Origin of the sequence: Rhodococcus sp. LW-XY12 (assembly GCF_019317345.1) — a bacterium.
Classification (GTDB): Bacteria; Actinomycetota; Actinomycetes; order Mycobacteriales; family Mycobacteriaceae; genus Rhodococcus; species Rhodococcus pyridinivorans.
This window is the reverse complement of sequence record NZ_CP079225.1, coordinates 1,642,266-1,661,058: the sequence shown is the minus strand read 5'-3', so window position 1 is coordinate 1,661,058 and position 18,793 is coordinate 1,642,266. Positions and strand designations below refer to the sequence as shown.

General features: G+C 69.2%; 18 protein-coding genes. 7 read left to right on the top strand and 11 right to left on the bottom strand.

Features of this window, described 5'->3' with window-relative positions; translation table 11 throughout:
• Positions 1–52: 52 nt before the first annotated feature.
• From KXC42_RS07765 to KXC42_RS07730, 8 genes are all read right to left on the bottom strand, one after another.
• Positions 53–829 (bottom strand): enoyl-CoA hydratase, encoded by a 777-nt coding sequence (locus tag KXC42_RS07765; RefSeq protein WP_219130132.1) that lies wholly within the window; start codon positions 827–829, stop codon positions 53–55.
• Positions 826–1,734 carry a 3-hydroxyisobutyrate dehydrogenase gene (gene mmsB, locus KXC42_RS07760; RefSeq protein ID WP_006552562.1) on the bottom strand — a complete coding sequence of 303 codons (909 nt, stop codon included), beginning with the start codon at positions 1,732–1,734 and terminating at the stop codon, positions 826–828. Before mmsB ends, KXC42_RS07765 begins: the two co-directional genes overlap by 4 nt.
• Positions 1,731–2,795 carry an enoyl-CoA hydratase/isomerase family protein gene (locus tag KXC42_RS07755; RefSeq protein ID WP_019288955.1) on the bottom strand — a complete coding sequence of 355 codons (1,065 nt, stop codon included), beginning with the start codon at positions 2,793–2,795 and terminating at the stop codon, positions 1,731–1,733. The genes mmsB and KXC42_RS07755 overlap by 4 nt, the downstream gene beginning before the upstream one ends.
• On the bottom strand, positions 2,792–3,946 hold the full coding sequence (locus tag KXC42_RS07750; protein WP_033097990.1) for an acyl-CoA dehydrogenase family protein: 1,155 nt from the start codon (positions 3,944–3,946) through the stop codon (positions 2,792–2,794). Before KXC42_RS07750 ends, KXC42_RS07755 begins: the two co-directional genes overlap by 4 nt.
• An 11-nt stretch (positions 3,947–3,957) precedes the next feature.
• On the bottom strand, positions 3,958–5,490 hold the full coding sequence (locus KXC42_RS07745; protein WP_006552559.1) for a CoA-acylating methylmalonate-semialdehyde dehydrogenase: 1,533 nt from the start codon (positions 5,488–5,490) through the stop codon (positions 3,958–3,960).
• Between the two features lie 176 nt (positions 5,491–5,666).
• A complete protein-coding gene (locus KXC42_RS07740; protein ID WP_006552558.1) occupies positions 5,667–6,218 on the bottom strand; it encodes a DUF1360 domain-containing protein in 552 nt (183 codons plus the stop codon).
• A 108-nt stretch (positions 6,219–6,326) separates the two neighbouring features.
• Positions 6,327–7,097 carry an SWIM zinc finger family protein gene (locus tag KXC42_RS07735; protein WP_219130131.1) on the bottom strand — a complete coding sequence of 257 codons (771 nt, stop codon included), beginning with the start codon at positions 7,095–7,097 and terminating at the stop codon, positions 6,327–6,329.
• Positions 7,098–9,905 carry a DEAD/DEAH box helicase gene (locus KXC42_RS07730; protein WP_071934683.1) on the bottom strand — a complete coding sequence of 936 codons (2,808 nt, stop codon included), beginning with the start codon at positions 9,903–9,905 and terminating at the stop codon, positions 7,098–7,100.
• Positions 9,906–9,954: 49 nt separating this feature from the next.
• On the opposite strand from KXC42_RS07730, the gene KXC42_RS07725 reads away from it, so the two are divergent.
• The 3 genes from KXC42_RS07725 to KXC42_RS07715 all read left to right on the top strand — a co-directional run bounded on the left by KXC42_RS07725 (position 9,955) and on the right by KXC42_RS07715 (position 12,756).
• On the top strand, positions 9,955–10,878 hold the full coding sequence (locus KXC42_RS07725) for an NADP-dependent oxidoreductase (protein WP_219130130.1): 924 nt from the start codon (positions 9,955–9,957) through the stop codon (positions 10,876–10,878).
• Between the two features lie 70 nt (positions 10,879–10,948).
• Positions 10,949–11,620, top strand: coding sequence for an HNH endonuclease family protein (locus KXC42_RS07720; protein WP_219130449.1), 672 nt, complete (start codon positions 10,949–10,951; stop codon positions 11,618–11,620).
• A 317-nt stretch (positions 11,621–11,937) separates the two neighbouring features.
• A complete protein-coding gene (locus KXC42_RS07715) occupies positions 11,938–12,756 on the top strand; it encodes a shikimate 5-dehydrogenase (protein ID WP_006552553.1) in 819 nt (272 codons plus the stop codon).
• On the opposite strand, the gene KXC42_RS07710 is transcribed toward KXC42_RS07715, so the two are convergent.
• Positions 12,693–13,220, bottom strand: a complete 528-nt coding sequence (locus KXC42_RS07710) for a hypothetical protein (protein ID WP_152641014.1) — start codon at positions 13,218–13,220, stop codon at positions 12,693–12,695. The genes KXC42_RS07715 and KXC42_RS07710 overlap by 64 nt on opposite strands.
• A complete protein-coding gene (locus tag KXC42_RS07705) occupies positions 13,217–14,056 on the bottom strand; it encodes a sulfurtransferase (protein ID WP_219130129.1) in 840 nt (279 codons plus the stop codon). The genes KXC42_RS07710 and KXC42_RS07705 overlap by 4 nt, the downstream gene beginning before the upstream one ends.
• Before the next feature lie 184 nt (positions 14,057–14,240).
• Between KXC42_RS07705 and KXC42_RS07700 the strand changes: the two genes are divergently transcribed.
• Positions 14,241–14,714, top strand: coding sequence for a thioesterase family protein (locus KXC42_RS07700; RefSeq protein ID WP_219130128.1), 474 nt, complete (start codon positions 14,241–14,243; stop codon positions 14,712–14,714).
• 4 nt (positions 14,715–14,718) lie between these two features.
• Here KXC42_RS07700 and KXC42_RS07695 read toward each other — a convergent pair whose 3' ends face one another.
• On the bottom strand, positions 14,719–15,207 hold the full coding sequence (locus KXC42_RS07695) for an Lrp/AsnC family transcriptional regulator (protein ID WP_019288945.1): 489 nt from the start codon (positions 15,205–15,207) through the stop codon (positions 14,719–14,721).
• A gap of 166 nt (positions 15,208–15,373) precedes the next feature.
• Here KXC42_RS07695 and pdhA point away from each other — a divergent pair, with 166 nt between their 5' ends.
• Genes pdhA through KXC42_RS07680 form a run of 3 tightly spaced genes read left to right on the top strand, consistent with a single transcriptional unit; the run spans position 15,374 to position 18,780 of the window.
• Entirely contained in the window at positions 15,374–16,471 is a 1,098-nt protein-coding gene (gene pdhA / locus KXC42_RS07690) for a pyruvate dehydrogenase (acetyl-transferring) E1 component subunit alpha (protein ID WP_219130127.1), read from the top strand.
• Complete coding sequence (locus KXC42_RS07685) at positions 16,468–17,451, top strand: alpha-ketoacid dehydrogenase subunit beta (protein ID WP_217579946.1); 984 nt, start codon at positions 16,468–16,470, stop codon at positions 17,449–17,451. The genes pdhA and KXC42_RS07685 overlap by 4 nt, the downstream gene beginning before the upstream one ends.
• A gap of 9 nt (positions 17,452–17,460) precedes the next feature.
• Positions 17,461–18,780 (top strand): dihydrolipoamide acetyltransferase family protein, encoded by a 1,320-nt coding sequence (locus KXC42_RS07680; RefSeq protein WP_033097994.1) that lies wholly within the window; start codon positions 17,461–17,463, stop codon positions 18,778–18,780.
• Positions 18,781–18,793: the final 13 nt, after the last annotated feature.

Genomic DNA, 18,793 nt, shown 5'->3' with positions numbered 1-18,793 from the left:
AGGAGGGCCGCCCCGTTCGGGGCAGCCCTTCGTCGTGTACGGGTGGTGCGGATCAGGCGTGCTTGAACTCCGGCGCGCGCTTCTCGACGAAGGCCGCCATGCCTTCCTTCTGGTCGGCGGTGGCGAACGTCGAATGGAACACGCGGCGCTCGAACCTCACGCCCTCGGCCAGCGTCGTCTCGAAGGACCGGTTGACGGCCTCCTTCGCCATGATCGCAACCGGCAGCGACATCGACGCGATGGTCGTCGCCGTCTCGAGCGCCACGTCGAACAGTTCGGCGGCGGGAACGATGCGCGAGACGAGTCCGGCGCGCTCGGCCTCCTCGGCGTCCATGTTGCGGCCGGTCAGGCACATGTCCATGGCCTTGGCCTTACCCACGGCGCGGGTGAGACGCTGCGATCCGCCGATGCCCGGGATGACGCCGAGCTTGATCTCGGGCTGACCGAACTTGGCGGTGTCGGACGCGATGATGAAGTCGCACAGCATCGCCAGCTCGCAACCGCCACCGAGCGCGTAGCCCGACACCGCAGCGACGATCGGCTTGCGGACGGACGAGAGCCGATCCCACTGCGAGAACAGGTCTTCCGCGTAGACCTCGGCGAAGGTCTTCGGAGCCATCTCCTTGATGTCGGCGCCGGCGGCGAACGCCTTCTCCGAGCCGGTGAGCAGGATCGCACCGATCTCGTCGTCCGCGTCGAGTTCCTCGACGGCGGCGACGACTTCACGCATCAACTGGCTGTTGAGGGCGTTGAGCGCCTTCGGCCGGTTGAGGGTGACGATGCCGACGCGGCCTTTGCGGTCGAGCAGGATGGTCTCGAAATCGGTCACTGGCTGTCCTTCACGGTCGAGCGGTCTCGGATGTCGGTGATGATGGCGGAGAAGTCGAGTCCTCCACCACCCTCGGTGTTGAAACGATGGTAGAGCTCGGCTGCACGCAGTCCGAGTTCGGCCTCGACACCGTTGGCGCGCACCGCGTTCGCGGCCAGTCCGAGATCCTTGTCCATGAGCGCGGCCGCGAAGCCCGGCGTGTAGTCGTTGTTCGCGGGGGTGGTCGGGACGGGGCCCGGCACCGGGCAGTTGCTCGTCAGCGCCCAGCACTGACCGGACGCGTTGGACGCGACGTCGAACAGTGCCTGGTTGTCGAGGCCCAGCTTCTCACCGAGGACGAACGCCTCGCTGATGGCGATCATCGAGATGCCCAGGATCATGTTGTTGCAGATCTTCGCGGCCTGGCCGTTGCCCGACCCGCCGCAGTGGACGATCTTACGTCCCATGGCCTCGAGCAGCGGCTTCGCGGTGGCGAAGTCGTCCTCGCCGCCGCCGACCATGAACGCGAGGGTGCCTGCGGCGGCACCGGCGACACCGCCGGAGACCGGGGCGTCGACGGCACGGTGACCGGCCTTGCGTGCCTTCTCCGCCGCCGCGCGGGCATCGGCGACGTCGATGGTCGAGCTGTCGACGAACAACGTGTTCGCCTCGGCCGCAGGCAGGATCTCGTCGTACAGGTCGAGGACGAGCTTGCCGTTGGGCAGCATGGTGATCACGACCTGGGCGCCGCGCACCGCGTCGGTCGCGGTCTCGGCGACGGTGATGCCGTTCTTCGTGGCCTCTTCCTGCGCAGCGGGAACCGGGTCGTAACCGTTGACTGTGTACCCGGCGCGGACGAGGTTCGCGGCCATCGGCCCACCCATGTGTCCGAGGCCGAGGAAGGCGACGGTGGGAAGTTCACTCATCGGTCGTTCTCCTTGGAAGCGGCGAGCCCGAGTTCGAGATCGCCGAGCGGCTGGAAGTAGGCGTCGACGTCGGCCTCGGTGACATCGGCGAGGGTCGCCGGCGACCACTGCGGGTTGCGGTCCTTGTCGACGACCTGTGCGCGGATGCCCTCGACGAGGTCGTGCGACTTCAGCGAGGCGGTCGAGACCCGGAACTCCTCGTTCAGCACCTCTTCGAGGCTGCCGAGCTGCCGGGCGTGACGCAGCGAGCGGAGGGTCACCTTCAGCGCGACAGGCGATTTCGCGAGCACCTGGCCGGCGGTCTCCCGTGCCTCCGGAACATCGGAAGCCCGAAGGCGTTCGACGATCTCCTCGACGGTGTCGGCGGAGTACGCCGCGTCGATCCATTCGCGCTGCCCGAGCAGCGCCGATTCCGGTGCGGGCTGCGAGTATTCGGCGAGCGCGTCCTCGAGCGGGCCGGATTCGAGTGCGGCGACGAACTTGTCGAGCGAATCGGACGGCAGGTAGTGGTCGGCGAAGCCCAGGGTGACGGCGTCGCCGGCCTTCATCCGTCCGGTGGTCAGCGCGATGTGCGTGCCGATCTCGCCGGGGGTGCGCGAGAGCAGGTAGGTGCCGCCGACGTCGGGAACGAATCCGATTCCGGTCTCGGGCATCGCGATGCTCGAGCGTTCGGTGACGATCCGGACGTTGCCGTGCGCCGAGATCCCGACGCCGCCGCCCATGACGATGCCGTCCATGATCGCGATGTACGGCTTCGGGTAACGACCGATGGCGGCGTTGAGGATGTACTCGTCGCGCCAGAAGTCCTGCGATCCCGTGCCGCCGTCCTTGGCGTCGTGGTAGATCGAGACGATGTCGCCGCCGGCGCACAGGCCGCGCTCACCGGCACCGCGCACCAGCACAGCACGCACCGAATCGTCGTTCTCCCACGCGCTCAGGGCCTTCGACATCTCGAGGACCATGGCGTGGTTGAGGGCGTTGATGGCCTTGGGCCGGTTGAGCGTGATACGGCCGATGCCGTCCTTCACGTCGATGAGGATCTCGGGTTCCTGCCCGGTCATGCCACTCCGTTCTGCGCTGCGGCCACCACGCTCCGCGCGACGACCACCCGCATGATCTCGTTGGTTCCTTCCAGGATCTGATGCACGCGCAGGTCGCGGACGATCTTCTCGATCCCGTACTCGGCAAGGTAACCGTATCCGCCGTGCAACTGCAGCGCCTCGTTCGCGACCTCGAAACCGGTGTCGGTGGCGAAGCGCTTGGCCATCGCGCACAGCTCCACGACGTCGTCGGCGCCACGGTCGAGAGCGTCGGCGGCACGCCACAGCATCGTGCGTGCGGCCTCGAGTTCGATCCGCATGTCGGCGAGGCGGAACTGCAGCGCCTGCGAGTCGAGCAGCCGCTCGCCGAATGCCTTGCGCTCGGCGAGGTAGGCGACCGCCCGGTCGAGGGCGGTCTGGCCGCCGCCCACCGAGCACGCGGCGATGTTGATGCGGCCGCCGTTGAGGCCGTGCATGGCGATCCGGAAGCCGCCGCCCTCGGTGCCGAGGAGGTTCTCGGCGGGCACGCGGGCGCCGTCGAGGATGACCTGGCGGGTGGGCTGCGCGTTCCAGCCCATCTTCTTCTCGTTGGCGCCGAAGGACAGCCCGGTGGTGTCCTTCGGGACGATGAACGCCGAAATACCGCGGGCGCCGGTATCGCCGGTGCGGGCCATGACCACGTAGACGTCGGACGTGCCGGCCCCGGAGATGAACTGCTTGACTCCGGTGAGCACGTACTCGTCGCCGTCACGAACGGCCTTGGTGCTCAGGGCCGCCGCATCGGATCCGGCGCCCGGCTCGGTGAGGCAGTAGCTCGCGAGGTTCTCCATCGTGCAGAGCTTCGGGATCCACTGCTTGCGCTGGTCGTCGTTGCCGAACTTGTCGATCATCCACGTGACCATGTTGTGGATGGAGATGTAGGCGGCGATGGACGGGCAACCCTTCGCGAGCTCCTCGAAGATGCGGACGGAGTCGAGGCGTCGCAGCCCCGATCCGCCCACGTCCTCGCGGACGTAGATCCCGCCCATGCCCAGTTCGGCGGCCTTGCGCAGCACGTCCACGGGGAAGTGCTTGCTCTGGTCCCATTCGACCGCGTTCGGGGCCAGATATTCGGTGGCGAAGTCCCGGGCGGTGTCGCGGATCGCCCGGTCGTCGTCGGTGAGAACGAACATCGATGGACCGCCTAGTTCATCGTCGGGATGACGAAGTGGTCGGTGTCGGCCACGTGCGCACCCTCGATGTCGCCTTCCTTGACACCGGACGGCCAGCGCTGCGTGACCGTCTTGGTCTTGGTGTAGAAGCGGAAGGCGTCGGGGCCGTGCTGGTTGAGGTCGCCGAAGCCGGAGGCCTTCCAGCCGCCGAAGGTGTAGTACGCGATCGGGACGGGGATGGGGACGTTGATGCCGACCATGCCGACCTCGACGCGGGCGGCGAAGTCGCGGGCGGTGTCGCCGTCGCGGGTGAAGATCGCGACGCCGTTGCCGTACTCGTGCTCGGTGGGCAGGCGCAGGGCGTCCTCGTAGTCGCGCGCACGCACCACGGTGAGCACGGGGCCGAAGATCTCCTCCTTGTAGATGGACATCTCGGGGGTGACCTTGTCGAACAGGGTGGCGCCCGAGAAGAAGCCGTTCTCGTGGCCCTCGAGGACGAAGTCGCGGCCGTCGACGACCAGCTCGGCGCCTTCTTCGACGCCCTGGGCGATGTAGCCGTGCACGCGGTCGCGGGCGGCGGCGGTCACGAGCGGACCGAAGTCGGCCTTCTCGTCGAAGCTGGTGCCGATACGCAGTTCGGCGATGCGCTCGGTGAGCTTGGCGACGAGACGATCCGCGGTCTCCTCGCCCACGGGGACGGCGACGGACAGCGCCATGCAGCGCTCACCGGCCGAGCCGTAGGCGGCGCCGACGAGTGCGTCCGCGACCTGGTCGAGGTCGGCGTCGGGCATGACGATCGCGTGGTTCTTCGCACCACCGAAGCACTGTGCGCGCTTGCCGTTCTTCGCGGCCGTCTCGTAGATGTACTGCGCGATGGGGGTCGAGCCGACGAAGCCGATCGCCTTGATGCGCGGGTCGTCGAGCAGGTAGTCGACGGCGCTCTTGTCGCCGTTGACGACGTTGAACACACCGGCGGGCAGGCCGGCCTCGAGGAACAGCTCGGCCAGACGGAGCGGCACCGAGGGGTCGCGCTCGGAAGGCTTGAGCACGAACGCGTTTCCGGCGGCGAGCGCCGGGCCGGCCTTCCACAGCGGGATCATGGCCGGGAAGTTGAACGGGGTGATCCCGGCGACGACGCCGAGGGGCTGACGCATCGAGTACACGTCGATTCCGCCGCCTGCGGACTCGGTGTACTCACCCTTGAGGAGGTGCGGGGCGCCGATCGCGACCTCGATCACCTCGAGGCCGCGCTGGATGTCGCCCTTCGCGTCGGGGACGGTCTTGCCGTGCTCGCTCGACAGCAGGTGGGCGAGCTCGTCCATGTTCTCCTGCACGAGGTACACGAACTTCATGAGGACGCGCACTCGCTTCTGCGGATTCCAGGACGCCCACACCTTCTGCGCCTCGGCGGCGTTGGCGATGACGGCGTCGACCTCGGAGTCGGCCGCGAGCGGCACGCGGGCCTGGACCTCTCCGGTGTTGGGGGCGAAGACGTCGGCGAAGCGGCCGGAGGTGCCGGCGACGTGCTGCCCGCCGACGAAGTGGGTCAATTCTCGAACGCTCATGTCCGATCCCGTCCTTTACTGGTGTGCGATGACGTGGGGTGTGCGATTTCGGCACGAACGGGCCCAGGCCCGAAGTCTTCGCTCATCCTATAGTTGGAAGTCCACGTATGTCTACCGTCACACCGGACCGGATCCGCCGGCACCCTCACGCACGGTCGATGCGCGAGGGGCCGATATCAGCCCTCGGCGATCTGCTGCGCCTTCGCGTACGCCAGGTGCAGGAAGTCGGCTCCGGTCAGCGCCGCGAACGAACCCGCCACCAGACGCGTGAGATTCGGAGCGTAGACGCGGCCGAAGACCATCGCCGTCACCGTCCACAGGTCGAGGCAGAAGGGGCAGGCCAGCAGTTCCCCGACGGCGTGACGGACCCGCGACGACTTGCGGGGCTGCTCCATCACCTCGGCCGGACCACCGGGGCCGTCGAACTTCGTGAACGGTGCGCGGACGGGACTGGTCACCGCCGCCTTGCTCACGATCCGGGAGACCTTGTGGCTCGCGAGCGCGGTCACCACGAGATCGCCGGCATCGGGCTTCGGCATCGGCCGCCCGCGCTTTGCCGCGACGGCGCCGAGCGTGCCGACAGTGGTGAGGTACACGGACATGAGCACCGCATATCCACCGAGGGGTCGATCCTCCCCGTTCCGATAGGTGTCGGCCTCCTGCTGGACCGCATCGACCGCACGTTCGGCGTTCTCCCGCGCTGTCGACGATGCTTCCGGAGTCCGCATGAATCCTCCACTCGTGGCATGTGCTGTCGGTGGCGCGACCGGAGCCGTCACCTTCACGGGCGGCATACCCCGGGGACGGACGACACAACCACCGGCGACCGATCGAGGTCAACGCATGCGGCGGTAGAGATCCTCGAGGTCGATGATCCCCCGGATCACCACGGCTTCGTCGGTTCCGCCGGCCCGCAACGCGCGGCGCAGCAGCATCGGATCGAGGTCCTCGAGCGCGGGACGGAACCGCTCCGTGGGCAGCTCGGACAACTCGGTGTCGTCGCCGTAGAAGTCCCGCGCCGCGGCCGCCTCTTCGTCGGCGCCCGCATCGTCGACGCCGCCGATCAGCGTCGCGAGGTCCACCCCGCGCAGGGTCAGGACCGCGAACGGTTGGTCGTCGACGTGTTCTGCGAGCAGGTAGGCGACGGCCGCGGCGTGCTTGCAGGGCCACCCGTCGTCGGGGCAGGTGCAGTCGAAGTCGAGTTCACCCGCGCGTCGCGGGAGGAGGGCCGATCCGAGTTCCTCGGGAAGGATGCCCGCCGCAAGTCGCGCCAGCATGCCCGGCGACGAGCGGACGAGCGAGACGAGGTCTCCCACCGCCTCCTCGTCGAGCGTGCGCACCCGCACCGCCGAGGTGAACGGGGTGAGTTGACTGCCCTGCACGTCGCCGACGGCCGCTCCGGGTTCGAGCCGCATGGAGATCACCTGGCCGGCGCGTGCATACGCACGGCCCCGCGTCAGTCGCCCCTTCTCGGCGACCTCCTCCATCGCCGAGATCAGTTCCTTCGACCACCAGCTGCGGCCGATCGAGCCCCGCTTGGTGCGCGCCTCGATGCCGCCGTCGATCCGGCGGGCCGTGCCGTAGCGGCGTACGTTGCCCCGTGCCATCTAGTCCCCCACCGCGTCGTCGCCGAGGGTGAGCAGGGAGTGCAGCTGATCGGTGGACAGCTCGGTGATCCAGTTCTCCCCTGCCCCGACCACAATCTCGGCCAGTTCCTGCTTGCCGGTGAGCATCTCGTCGATACGCTCCTCCACCGTTCCCACACAGACGAGCTTGCGGACCTGGACGTCGCGACGCTGCCCGATCCGGAACGCACGGTCGGTGGCCTGGTTCTCCACCGCCGGATTCCACCACCGGTCGAGATGCACGACGTGGTTGGCGGCGGTGAGGTTCAGTCCGGTGCCGCCCGCCTTGAGCGAGAGCACCATGATCGGCGGTCCGCCCTCGCTCTGGAAGCCGTCGACCATCGCGTCGCGCCGGCCCTTGGACACTCCCCCGTGCAGGAAGGGAACCGTCGTGGCGAACCGCTCCTCGAGATAGGGCACGACGAGCTCACCGAACTCGCGGAACTGCGTGAACAGCAACACCTTCTCGCCGTCGGCCAGCACCGACTCGACAATGTCCTCGACCAGGCCGAGTTTGCCCGAGCGGTGCCGTCCGCGACGCAGGACGGGCGAGCCGTCGCCCAGATAGTGCGCGGGGTGGTTGCACACCTGCTTGAGCCGGGTCAGCGCCGCGAGCACCGCGCCCTTGCGGGCCATGCCCTCCTTGTCCCGGATCCGGCGCATCATGTCGTCCACGACGGCCCGATACAGGGCGGCCTGCTCGGCCGTGAGGTTGGCGCGCACGGTCTGCTCGAACTTCTCGGGCAGATCGGAGATCACGTCGGGGTCGGTCTTGACGCGGCGCATCACGAACGGTGCGGACAACGCCCGCAACCGCGCCGCAGCGACGGCGTCGTGGTCGCGCTCGATCGGCACCGCGAAGCGGGCCCGGAAGGACGCCGCGGTGCCGAGCAGGGACGGATTCGCGAAGTCCAGGATCGCGCGCAGTTCCTCGAGCCGGTTCTCCACCGGTGTGCCGGTGAGCGCGATCCGGTGCGCCGCGGGCACGGCGCGCGTGGCGCGGGACTGCGCGGTCGCGGTGTTCTTCACGTGCTGGGCCTCGTCGAGGACCACGCGTTGCCAGGTCAGCGTCGCGAGCTGCGCGACGTCGCGGGCGGCGATGGCGTACGTCGTCACCACGAGATCGTGGTCGGCGGCAGCGGCGGCGAGCGCCGGTCCGCTCAGCCGCTGGGCGCCGTGGTGGACGTGCACCCGCAGGTCGGGCACGAACCGTTCGGCCTCACGCTGCCAGTTGCCCACCACCGACATCGGGCAGACCAGCAGGGTCGGGGCGTTCCGCAGGCCCGACTCTCGTTCATGGGCGAGCAGCGCGAGCACCTGAATGGTCTTGCCCAGGCCCATGTCGTCGGCGAGCACGGCGCCGAGACCGAGCCGGCTCATGAACGCGAGCCAGTCGAGGCCGCGCTGCTGGTAGGGACGCAGTTCGGCGTTCAATCCCGCCGGCACGGGGACAGGCTCGGGGTGCGCCTGCCCGTCGAGCAGCATCTCGACCCAGCCGGAGGCGGAGATCTCGGTGACCTCCGCGGGCGGAGTATCGTCGCCGGTGAACTGGGCGAACAACGACCCGAGGGTCGCATCCTCGGCGGAATGCGCGGTGACGTACCGGGCCGCTCGGGCCAGCGCCTCGGCATCTGCCCGCACCCATTTGCCGCGCAGTTTGACCAGGTCGCTGTTGGCCGCGACGAGCTCTTCCATCTCCGACGGGGTGAGCAGCATGTCGCCGACGGCGAGCTGCCATTCGTACGAGACGATCGCGTTCATCCCGACGACGCTGTCGTCGGCGCTCACGGGGGCGACGGGTGACTCGACCTGCAGACGCAGGGACGGATCGACCCGGGTCCAAGCGCGCGGTAGCAGCACCGCGATGCCTGCGGCGTCGAGCTCCCGGGCGCCGTGCTCGACGAGATCGACGACGACCGGGGTGGGCAGCAGAAGGTCGAGACTGTCGGGATCGCGGGGCACGTCCTGCAGGCGGGGATAGGCCTGGAGCGCGATCCCGAGCTTGCGCACGCCGATCTGGAGCAGGTGCGGGTCGGTGTCCTCGACGGGCAGCGGCGTCGGGGACTGTCCCTCCGGACGCAGGCACACCTCGAGCCGCCAGATGGAGTCGGCTCCGACCCCGTCGTCGACGTCGTCCGGTTCGACGAGGCGCAGCACGAGGTCGGGTTCGTATCCGGCGAGGCTGGCGCGCCATTCCTCGAGCGCATCGGCCATGCGCTGGGTGCCACGGGGATGGGGACTGCCCTCGGCCAGTGCAGCGACGAGGGGGTGCAGCGAGGTCGACGAGCCGTGGAGGGTGCGCACGATGGGGTCGGTCAATTCGCGGCACAGATCGTCGAGGAGATCGACGGGCCGTCCGAGCTGTCGTTGCGCGGGAGACATCGCGGCCGCGAGTTCGGCGGACCAGGCCCGCGTCTTCTCGCCGCCGAGCAGGCGCCACCGCGCCCACCACTGCTTCTCGACACGCACGAGCTCCGGTGCGACGCGGCCGGCCTGCGCCCACCTCTCGATGCCACGGGCGACGTGCGCGAGATATCGCAGATCGCCGCCGACACCCCCGGGACGCCGCGGCATGTCCAGCAGAAGCTCGGCTGCGTCCGCCGGTGCGACCGCGACGGCGGGCAGCGTGCTCGGCTCCGTCTCCGTAGGGAAGGTGAGGGTGACGCGATGGCGGAACGGGCGGTCGATCCACCGGCGCAGCGCAGACGGCAGCGCGTCGGGATCGGGCTCTGCGGCGGGGTCCCACCACAGCATCAGGCCGGATCCCGGTGACCACAGCCCGTGCAACATGCCCACTATCGTGCCAGCCGCACCCGACCCCGATGGCAGGCTGGGTCCCATGGCACGCGCATACGGCTTCGTGGAGTACGGCGGTCCGGAGACACAGCAGCTGTTCGACACCCCCGTCCCACCGCCCGGTCCGGGGCAGCTCCTCGTGGCAGTCCGGGCCGCGGGCGTGAACCCCGCCGACTGGAAGGTGCGGTCCGGACGGCGCACAGGCAGCGTCACGGTGCACTTCCCGGCGGTCCTCGGCCGGGAGGTCGCCGGTGTGGTGGAGGCCGCCGGTCCGGACACCGGCTTCCGGCCGGGCGACGCCGTCTTCGGGGCCACCGCGGAGGGCTACGGCGGCTACGCCGAGTACACCCTCGTCGACGCGCGGGCTGCTGCGCTCGTGCCCGAGTCGGTGCCGTTCGAGGTGGCGGCCACCCTTCCGGTCGCGGCCGGAACGGCCTTCGACATCGTCGAGTATCTCGAGATCGTCGATGCGGACACCGTCCTCGCCCTGGGTGCCGGTGGTGGTGTCGGGTCGGCGACGACGCAGCTCGCGCACAACGCCGGGGCCGCCGTCCTCGGTGTGGCGAGTGCGGGGAAACGGGATCTCGTCGAATCGTGCGGCGGTCTGTGGATCGAGTCCGGTGACGGGTTCGACGCGCGGGTCGCGGCCACCGCGGAACGGTGCGGGGCGGTGACCGCGGTCGTCGACCTCGTCGGTGGCGACGTGCTCGAGCGGGCGGTCGCGCTGACGCGGGCACCGGAACGGGTCGTGAGTGTCGCCGATCCGGCACGCGCGGAGGAGCTGGGCGGTTCGGGAATCACGCGGCGACGGACCCGGGAGGTGTTCGAGCAGGTCGTGGCGCTCGTCGAGCGTGGTGTTCTGACGCCGCGCGTCGAGCGGACCTTTCCGCTCACCGAGGCCGGGGCTGCGCTGGAACTCGTCGAGTCCGGGCACGCCGGCGGGAAGATCGTCGTCACCGTGCCCTGAAGATTCTGTCGGCAGGGCATGTCAGGATCGCCGCGTGCGTGGGGGGAACGCGACGTGGTGGGTGGCGGCAGTGGTGATCGCGGTGGCGGTGTCCTGGTTGTGGGACCGCACCGCGCCGGGGTCCGGGACGGTGCCGGGCAGCCCCACCCGAGCCGAGGTGCATCTCCTGCTCGAGCAGGTGACGGTGGTCGATCAGCGCCGGAAGGTTCCCGGCTATCAGCGGGGCTGCGGCGCGGGCGAGCGATGCGTGTTCGGTCCGGCCTGGTCCGACGACCATCCCGGGGCCGGTGGGCACGACGGTTGCGACACCCGCAACAACGTCCTCGCGCGCGACCTCACCTCCCCCACCTTCCGGGCCGGCACCGACGACTGTGTCGTGACGAGTGGGGTCCTGAACGATCCGTACACCGGTGCGCGCGTGGAGTTCCGGCGTGCCGAGGCGAACGCCGTGCACATCGATCACATCTATCCGCTCGCCGCGGCCTGGGATCTCGGTGCCGCCGCATGGCCCGCCGAACGTCGACTCCGGTTCGCGAACGACATCACCTACAACCTCGTCGCTGTCGACGGGCAGGCCAACCTCGACAAGCGCGACGGCACGCCGGCCCAGTGGCTGCCACCGGCTCCCGGTTACCGCTGCTGGTTCGCCGGCCGGTACCTGACCGTGGCGGTGCGCTACGCGTTGCCGATCACGGTCGACGACCACCGTGCCTTGGTGGGCGCGGCGGAGTCGTGCCCGTGACATCATCGCGACCAGCAGTCTCCCCGCCTGGCAGATGCCGTTGACGGCGGAGATGACGAGGGCGGCGAGGTCGGGATCGGAATCGACCAGTCGCACCGCACGTTCGGGTCCGCAGTACATCGCCGGGGTGAACGCGTTGCGCGCTGCGGGCCGGTCGATGATGCACCAGACGATCGCGCCTTCCCGTTCGAATCTCAGTCCTCCTGCACCCAGATCGTCTCCCTTGCATCGGACAGTATCTTGTTCTTTGTTGTGAGAACAACATGCTCTCCTGAGAAAATCGCTGTTTCCGAACATGTAGGGTCTACGGTGAGCAAATGCTCGAGCGCATCTCCAAGGACACCCGGCTGTGCATCTCGATGTCCGGCCGTCCCAGCAACATCGGCACCCGGTTCCACAACCATCTCTACGAGGAACTCGGCCTCGACTTCGTCTACAAGGCGTTCGCGCCCGCGAACATCGAGGACGCCGTGGCGGGGATACGCGGCCTGGGCATCCGCGGCGCCGGGGTGTCGATGCCGTTCAAGGAAGCCGTGCTGCCCCTCGTCGACGTGCTGCACGATTCGGCGCGGGCCATCGAGTCCGTGAACACGATCGTCAACGACGACGGCGTCCTGCACGCTTACAACACCGACTACCAGGCGGTGAGCGATCTGCTCGTCGAGCACGGCGTCGATTCCGCCCTGCCCGTCACGGTGGTGGGCAGCGGCGGCATGGCGAAGGCGGTGACAGCGGCGCTGCGCCACAACGGATTCACCGACGGAACGATCGTCGCGCGCAACGGGGACACCGGACGACCGCTCGCACGCAAGTACGGCTACGAATGGCGCGCCGACACGAGCGACGTCGCACCCGGGCTGATCGTCAACGCCACTCCGATCGGGATGGCGGGCGGTGCCGAATCGGGCGACCTGCCGCTGCCCCACGACTTCGTCGCCGCAGCGTCGACGGTCTTCGATGTCGTGGCCGTGCCGCCGGACACCCCGCTCGTCCGATTCGCCCGCGAGCACGACATCCCGGTGATCACGGGCGACGAGGTCATCGCGCTGCAGGCGGCACTGCAGTTCGAGCTCTACACGGGAGTGACCCCGACGCGCGAGCAGGTGCGCCGCGCGTCGGAGTACTCCCGTTCCTGAACGGTCGGGACGGAGGAGGACTCGGCCGTCAGACGATATGGCCCTGTTCGAGACCGTCGAGCACCACGGCGGCGGCATCGACCGCGACGGTCATCTCGACGCGGGTGATGTCGTGCGTGGCGGGGGTTCTGCAGATCGAAGTTGTTGACCCACGCGGCCGTTCGCGCCGACTGGAACACGAACGTGGTGGTCACGGTGTCGCCCCCCAGGTCGCCGACGAACCAGCCGGTGAAGAACGGGCCGAGGTCGACGCCGTAGGTCGCCTCGCACTCGCCGGCGATCACCGGTGCGGCCTCGACGAGGTGGGCGACGATCGCTCCGAGCAGGGTCGCCAGGACTGCAGCACCTACCGTGGCAGCTGTCCCATTCACGACCGGTAGTCCCGCCTCCGGAGTGCAGTTCTCGTCGGCGATGTTGCGAATCGTCGACGAGAACTGCCCATCGGCCGGCGGGTCGCCGCTCAACTGCCGGTGGCGACCTCCCGCTTCGGATCCGCCGACCACTGCGACCACGAACCCGGATACAGCGCGGCGTCGATGCCCGCGATCTCGAGCGCGGCGATCTCGTGTGCGGCGTTGATTCCCGATCCGCAGTACACGGCGACGTCGGTACGCTTCACGCCCAGCGTCGAGAAGCGGTGCGCGATCTGATCCGCGGGCAGGAACGACCCGTCCTGACGGAGGTTCTCGGTGGTCGGCGCGCTGACCGCCCCGGGGATGTGGCCCGCCCGGCGATCCACCGGCTCCTCGTCGCCGCGGTACCGTGCGTGGGCGCGCGCATCGAGCAGAACTCCGTGGGTCGCGTAGGTCGCGGCCTCATCGGGACCGATGGTGGGCATGTGGCCGGGGCTCAACGTCACGTTGCCGGGCTTCTTCTCGCCGCCCGGTCCCGCGGCGAGAGGGTGCCCGCCGGCCATCCACGCCTGCAGTCCGCCGTCGAGCAATCGCACCTCGGAGTGCCCCGCCCAGCGCAACAGCCACCACGCGCGGGCCGCGGCGAGATCGCCGCTGTCGTCGTATGCGACGACGAGAGCACCGTCGTCGATCCCCCACCGGCGTGCGATGGCCTGGAAACGGTCGATGTCGGGCAGCGGATGACGACCGAGCTCGGGTGCGGGCGGATCGGCGAGATCCTCGTCCAGGTCGACGTAGACCGCTCCGCTGATGTGCCCCTCATGGAATCGGTCCCGTCCGTGTCTGTCGCCGAGTGCCCAGCGGACGTCGAGTATCACCGGCGACCGGCCCTGCTCGATCATCTCGGCGAGTTCGACGGTGGAGAGAAGAACGGGGGTATCGGACATGACCCGATCCTGACACGAACGGCACACGCCGTTCCGGCTTTGGGGCGACACGCCGTGCGTGCCGGGACGACCCCGGCGGGCGGACACGCCCTGTGCACGTCCGATTCGGGGGTTTTGCGTCTCGGTTCGGGATTGGCGTGGGGGTTGGTCTGATTTGACGTGCGGAGAGCACTATCGTCGAGACGTGAGCAACCGCCAACCGACGAGCCCAGCCGCCCCGCCTGAGCCGGAGCAGTTCCCGGTGTTCTGGCCCATGCAGACGCGTTGGGCCGACAACGACCATTACGGCCACGTCAACAACGTCACGTACTACTCGTACTTCGACTCGGCGGTCAACGGGTGGCTCATCTCCACCACCGGTGTCGACATCCGCGAACTCGACGCGATCGGGGTCGTGGCCGAGACCTCCTGCCGCTATCTCGCCGAGCTGTCCTTCCCCGACCGCCTGCAGGTCGGACTGGCGGTCGAACGTCTGGGCACACAGTCGATCACCTATTCGCTCGCAATCTTCCGGGAGGCCGACGACACCCTGATCCCGGCGGCGACCGGCCGGTTCGTCCACGTCTACGTCGATCCGCAGACGCGCCGCCCCGTCCCGATCCCCGATCAGATCCGCAAGGCCGCCGCCCAGTTGGCCACCCCGAACGCGGGCCGCTGACGCCCTACGTCGCCTCGTCTCCGCTGCGCCCGGCCGCCCGGTTCAGCAGCGGAGCTGTGCGCTGCGGGACGAGGTCCTGCATTACCAGCGACATGTCCGTGCGCTCGACGCCGCGGATCTTCAGAATCCGGCCCGCGAGCCGATAGAGGTCGTCGGCGTCACGGGCGACCACCTTCACCGACAGGTCGATCTGCCCGGTCAGCCCGTAGACCTCGGTGACCTCGGGGATCTGTGCGAGTTCGTCGACGACCTCGTCGAGACGGTGCTGATCGACCCGGGTCGCCACGTAGGCGGCAAGCGGATAACCCAGGCTGACGGGATCCACCCGCCGGTCGAACGAGGCGAGCACGCCCTCGGCCTCCCATCGGGCAAGGCGCGCCTGGACGGTGTTGCGGGACAACCCGAGACGCTGCGCCAGCTCGACTCCCGTGGCCCGTGGTGTGCGCGTGAGTTCGAGCAGCAGACGCGCATCGGTGGCATCCAGACTGGTCATTTTCCGCAGTCTGCCAGCTAGGAGCACCCCGAAACCGTGCTTTCTGCACGGTTGGGAGCGGATCGATTGCGCACGCGCGAATTGCCCGGATGATGTGATGTACGGCACACATCATCCGGTCGGGCCTCACGAGGGCACGCTGGATCCGCACCGACGAGGTGATCCGATGGTTGTACCGACCGTCTATCCGGTCCAGTTGATCCAACCCGACGGGCGACGCGTCCTCGACACCGAGTACGGCCCACTCGTCGCCGACGTCGGCCCCGACGAACTGCGCGGGCTCTACCGCGACATGGTCGTCGCGCGACGCGTCGACGCTGAGGCGACGGCTCTCCAACGGCAGGGTGAGCTCGGCCTCTGGGCGCCGCTCCAGGGCCAGGAGGCCGCGCAGGTCGGCTCCGCCCGGGCACTCGCGCCCGACGACTACGTCTTCACCAGCTACCGCGAGCACGCCGTCGCGTTGTGCCGCGGGGTCGACCCCGCCGACATGACCCGCCTGTGGCGTGGGTGCGGCCTGTCCGGATGGGATCCGCAGACGGTCGCCACCACCAACCCGGCCATCGTCGTCGGAGCCCAGGGCCTGCACGCCACCGGTTACGCGATGGGCGCGAAGCTCGACGGAGCCGAGATCGCCACCGTCGTGTACTTCGGCGACGGCGCCACGAGCCAGGGCGACCTCTCGGAGGCCATGGTCTTCTCGGTCAGCTGGGGTGTCGGCGTGGTGTTCATCTGCCAGAACAACCACTGGGCGATCAGCGTGCCCACCCACGTGCAGAGTCCGGTCCCCCTCGCCCGGCGCGCCGCCGGATTCGGGATGCCGGCCGTGCAGGTCGACGGCAACGACGTCCTCGCAGTCCTGGCGGTGACCCGGCGTGCCGTCCGGCATGCCCGCGAGGGTGCCGGTCCGTTCTTCATCGAGGCACTCACCTACCGCATGGGCCCGCACACGACCTCCGACGACCCCACCCGCTACCGCACACCCGCCGATCTCGAGGAGTGGCAGGCACGCGACCCCATCGATCGGTTGCGACGACTGCTCGAACGCGAAGGGCACGCCGACGACGACTTCTTCGACGAGGTCCGGACGGCCGCCGACGACACCGCGATGCGGCTCCGGCGCGGCACGCTCGGGATGCCCGACCCCGAACCCGCTGCCCTGTTCGACCACGTCTACGCCACCGAGCATCCGCTCGTCGAACAGGAACGCGCGGACTACGCCGAGTATCTGGCGAGTTTCGGCCCCACGGAGGAGGCGCGACGATGACCACCACGACGATGACCCTCGGCGGTGCCCTCAACGCCGGACTCCGCCGCGCACTCGAACGCGACCCCAAGGTCGTCATCATGGGGGAGGACGTCGGCACCCTCGGCGGCGTCTTCCGCATCACCGACACCCTGCAGAAGGATTTCGGTGAGGGTCGCGTGATCGACACTCCCCTCGCCGAATCCGGGATCGTGGGAACGGCGTTCGGGATGGCGCTGCGCGGCTACCGACCCGTGTGCGAGATCCAGTTCGACGGCTTCGTCTATCCGGCCTTCGACCAGATCGTCTCGCAGGTCGCGAAGATCCACTACCGCACGGCCGGTGCCGTGGTGGCCCCGCTCACCGTCCGGATCCCCTACGGCGGCGGCATCGGTGCGGTCGAACATCATTCGGAATCACCGGAGGTGTACTTCACCCACACCTCGGGTCTGCGGGTCGTGAGCCCGAGTACCCCGTCTGATGCGTACTCGATGATCCAGCAGGCCGTCGCGCTCGACGACCCGGTGATCTTCCTCGAACCGAAGCACCGCTACTGGGAACGCGGTGAGATCGACACGGAGACCGCACCCGACCTGCCGCTCACGTCCGCGCGGGTCGTCCGGTCCGGTTCGGACGCGACGATCGTGACCTTCGGTGCGCTGGTCGCTACCGCGCTACGCGCAGCCGACATCGCCGAAGCGGAAGGACATTCGCTCGAGGTCGTCGATCTGAGGTCGCTGTCCCCCATCGACTTCGACACGATCGAGGCGTCGGTGCGGCGGACCGGCCGGCTCGTCGTCGTGCAGGAGGCGCCGGTCTTCTGCGGCATCGGCGCGGAGATCGCCGCCCGCACGACCGAGCGGTGCTTCTACCAGCTCGAGGCACCGGTCCTGCGGGTCGGCGGATTCGACATCCCCTATCCCCCGGCCAAACTCGAATCCCACCACCGTCCCGACCCGGATCGCATCCTCGACGCGGTCGACCGCGCACTCGCAGCGTGAGGCGCACCGATGACGAATCCCACACGCGCAGTAGAGGAATTCCGTCTTCCCGATCTCGGTGAGGGACTCACCGAAGCGGACTGGGTGCACTGGGTCGTCGCGGTCGGCGATCGTGTCGAACTCAACCAGGTCATCGGGGAGGTCGAAACCGCCAAGGCCACGGTGGAACTGCCGTCGCCCTATGGCGGCACGGTCGAGGAACTGCTGGTCGAGCCGGGACAGACGGTGCCGGTCGGGGCACCCCTGCTGCGGATCGCGACCGAGGACGGGCCCGCCGAACCGGCCGGTGACAGCGACGGCCCGTCCCGACCGTCGGTGCTCGTCGGATACGGACCCGGCGACGCCCCGCAGAGCAGACGCGCGACCCGCCGCATCTCGGCGGACGCCGGTCGTGCCCGCGACGGCGATCCCCCTCCCGCACGACCCGACGCGAAGCCCGGCGCACGCAAACTCGCGGCTCTCCTCGAGGTCGATCTGGACACGGTGACGGGCACCGGCCGCGGCGGTGTGATCACGCGCGACGACGTGCGGCGCACCGCCGGACACGGCGACGAACCTACCGCAGGCCACGGCGAAGAACCCACCGCCGAACGACCACACTCACCCGCCCCTGAGCCGTCCCCCGAACGGACCACGCGGATACCCGTCGGAGGGGTGCGCAAGCGGACCGCCGAGGCCGTCTCCCGCAGCGCCTTCACCGCCCCGCACGCGAGCGTCTTCCTCACGTGCGACGCGACCGCCACCGTCGACCTGGTGTCGACCCTGCGCGCGTCGCCGGCCTTCGAAGGCGTCCGTCCGACGGCGCTGAGCATCGTCACCCGCGCGCTGTTGCACGCGATCACTGACGAGCCGTCGCTCAATGCGCACTGGGACGACGACACGGGCGAGATCGTGCTCCACCACGACGTGCATCTCGGGATCGCCACTGCGACCTCCGACGGCCTGAAGGTCCCCGTGGTCCGGGAGGCCCAGCGCCTGTCGTTGCCGCGTCTGGCCCGGTCGATCGCCGAGGTCGCCGACCGCGCGCGGACGGGCCGCTCCACGCCGTCCGAGCTGACGGGTTCGACGGTCTCGGTGACGAACGTCGGGGTGTTCGGGGTGGACGGGGGAACACCGATCCTCAATCCCGGCGAGTCGGCGATCCTCGCCGTCGGAGCGATCTCCGACCGCCCGTGGGTCGTGGACGGTGCTCTCGCGATCCGGAAGGTGGTCACGTTGTCGCTGTCGTTCGACCATCGGCTCGTCGACGGGGAGCAGGCGGGACGGGCACTCGCGACGATCGGTGCGTTCCTCGGCGATCCCGTGCCCATGCTGCTCGCCGATACGTAGGGGCCGCGAACGC

Bases quoted from the DNA above. Each gene is read 5' to 3' on its own strand.
- mmsB (WP_006552562.1), bottom strand. From the start codon at position 1,734: ATGAGTGAACTTCCCACCGTCGCCTTCCTCGGCCTCGGACACATGGGT.
- KXC42_RS07755 (WP_019288955.1), bottom strand. From the start codon at position 2,795: ATGACCGGGCAGGAACCCGAGATCCTCATCGACGTGAAGGACGGCATC.
- KXC42_RS07750 (WP_033097990.1), bottom strand. From the start codon at position 3,946: ATGTTCGTTCTCACCGACGACGACCGGGCGATCCGCGACACCGCCCGG.
- KXC42_RS07745 (WP_006552559.1), bottom strand. From the start codon at position 5,490: ATGAGCGTTCGAGAATTGACCCACTTCGTCGGCGGGCAGCACGTCGCC.
- KXC42_RS07740 (WP_006552558.1), bottom strand. From the start codon at position 6,218: ATGCGGACTCCGGAAGCATCGTCGACAGCGCGGGAGAACGCCGAACGT.
- KXC42_RS07735 (WP_219130131.1), bottom strand. From the start codon at position 7,097: ATGGCACGGGGCAACGTACGCCGCTACGGCACGGCCCGCCGGATCGAC.
- KXC42_RS07730 (WP_071934683.1), bottom strand. From the start codon at position 9,905: ATGTTGCACGGGCTGTGGTCACCGGGATCCGGCCTGATGCTGTGGTGG.
- KXC42_RS07725 (WP_219130130.1), top strand. From the start codon at position 9,955: ATGGCACGCGCATACGGCTTCGTGGAGTACGGCGGTCCGGAGACACAG.
- KXC42_RS07715 (WP_006552553.1), top strand. From the start codon at position 11,938: ATGCTCGAGCGCATCTCCAAGGACACCCGGCTGTGCATCTCGATGTCC.
- KXC42_RS07705 (WP_219130129.1), bottom strand. From the start codon at position 14,056: ATGTCCGATACCCCCGTTCTTCTCTCCACCGTCGAACTCGCCGAGATG.
- KXC42_RS07695 (WP_019288945.1), bottom strand. From the start codon at position 15,207: ATGACCAGTCTGGATGCCACCGATGCGCGTCTGCTGCTCGAACTCACG.
- pdhA (WP_219130127.1), top strand. From the start codon at position 15,374: ATGGTTGTACCGACCGTCTATCCGGTCCAGTTGATCCAACCCGACGGG.
- KXC42_RS07685 (WP_217579946.1), top strand. From the start codon at position 16,468: ATGACCACCACGACGATGACCCTCGGCGGTGCCCTCAACGCCGGACTC.
- KXC42_RS07680 (WP_033097994.1), top strand. From the start codon at position 17,461: ATGACGAATCCCACACGCGCAGTAGAGGAATTCCGTCTTCCCGATCTC.